Raw genomic sequence first — 854 nt, 5'->3', positions numbered from 1 at the left:
TCAGATTCAGACAGTGATTCCGATTCCGATAGTGACTCTGACTCAGACAGTGACTCCGATTCCGATAGTGACTCGGATTCCGACAGCGATTCCGACTCAGATAGTGACTCGGACTCAGACAGTGACTCAGACTCAGATAGTGACTCTGATTCCGACAGCGATTCCGATTCAGATAGTGACTCAGACTCAGACAGCGACTCCGATTCAGATAGCGACTCAGACTCAGACAGCGACTCCGATTCCGATAGTGACTCGGATTCCGACAGTGACTCCGACTCAGACAGTGATTCCGACTCAGATAGTGACTCGGACTCCGACAGTGACTCCGACTCAGATAGTGACTCGGATTCCGACAGCGATTCCGATTCAGATAGTGACTCAGACTCAGACAGCGACTCCGATTCAGATAGCGACTCTGACTCAGACAGCGACTCTGACTCAGACAGCGACTCTGATTCCGACAGTGATTCAGACTCGGACAGCGACTCTGACTCAGACAGTGATTCTGATTCAGATAGTGACTCTGATTCGGACAGTGACTCGGACTCAGATAGTGACTCGGACTCAGATAGTGACTCCGATTCGGATAGCGATTCCGACTCCGATAGCGATTCCGATTCAGACAGTGATTCCGATTCAGACAGTGACTCAGATTCAGACAGTGACTCAGATTCCGACAGTGACTCAGACTCAGACAGTGACTCAGATTCCGACAGTGACTCAGATTCCGACAGTGACTCAGACTCAGACAGCGACTCAGATTCCGACAGTGATTCCGATTCGGATAGCGATTCCGACTCCGACAGTGACTCGGACTCCGACAGCGACTCCGATTCGGATAGCGATTCCGACTC

The 854-nt window shown here is 51.1% G+C and carries 1 protein-coding gene; it reads left to right on the top strand.

The features are described 5' to 3' along the window. The coding region (locus FD28_RS13405; protein ID WP_235806855.1) for a hypothetical protein at window positions 1–854 on the top strand (854 nt) is incomplete at both ends.

The organism is Levilactobacillus hammesii DSM 16381, assembly GCF_001434395.1.
In the GTDB taxonomy this organism is placed as follows: Bacteria; Bacillota; Bacilli; order Lactobacillales; family Lactobacillaceae; genus Levilactobacillus; species Levilactobacillus hammesii.
Note: the sequence above shows the minus strand (reverse complement) of the source record. Positions and strands in the feature narration are given on the sequence as shown.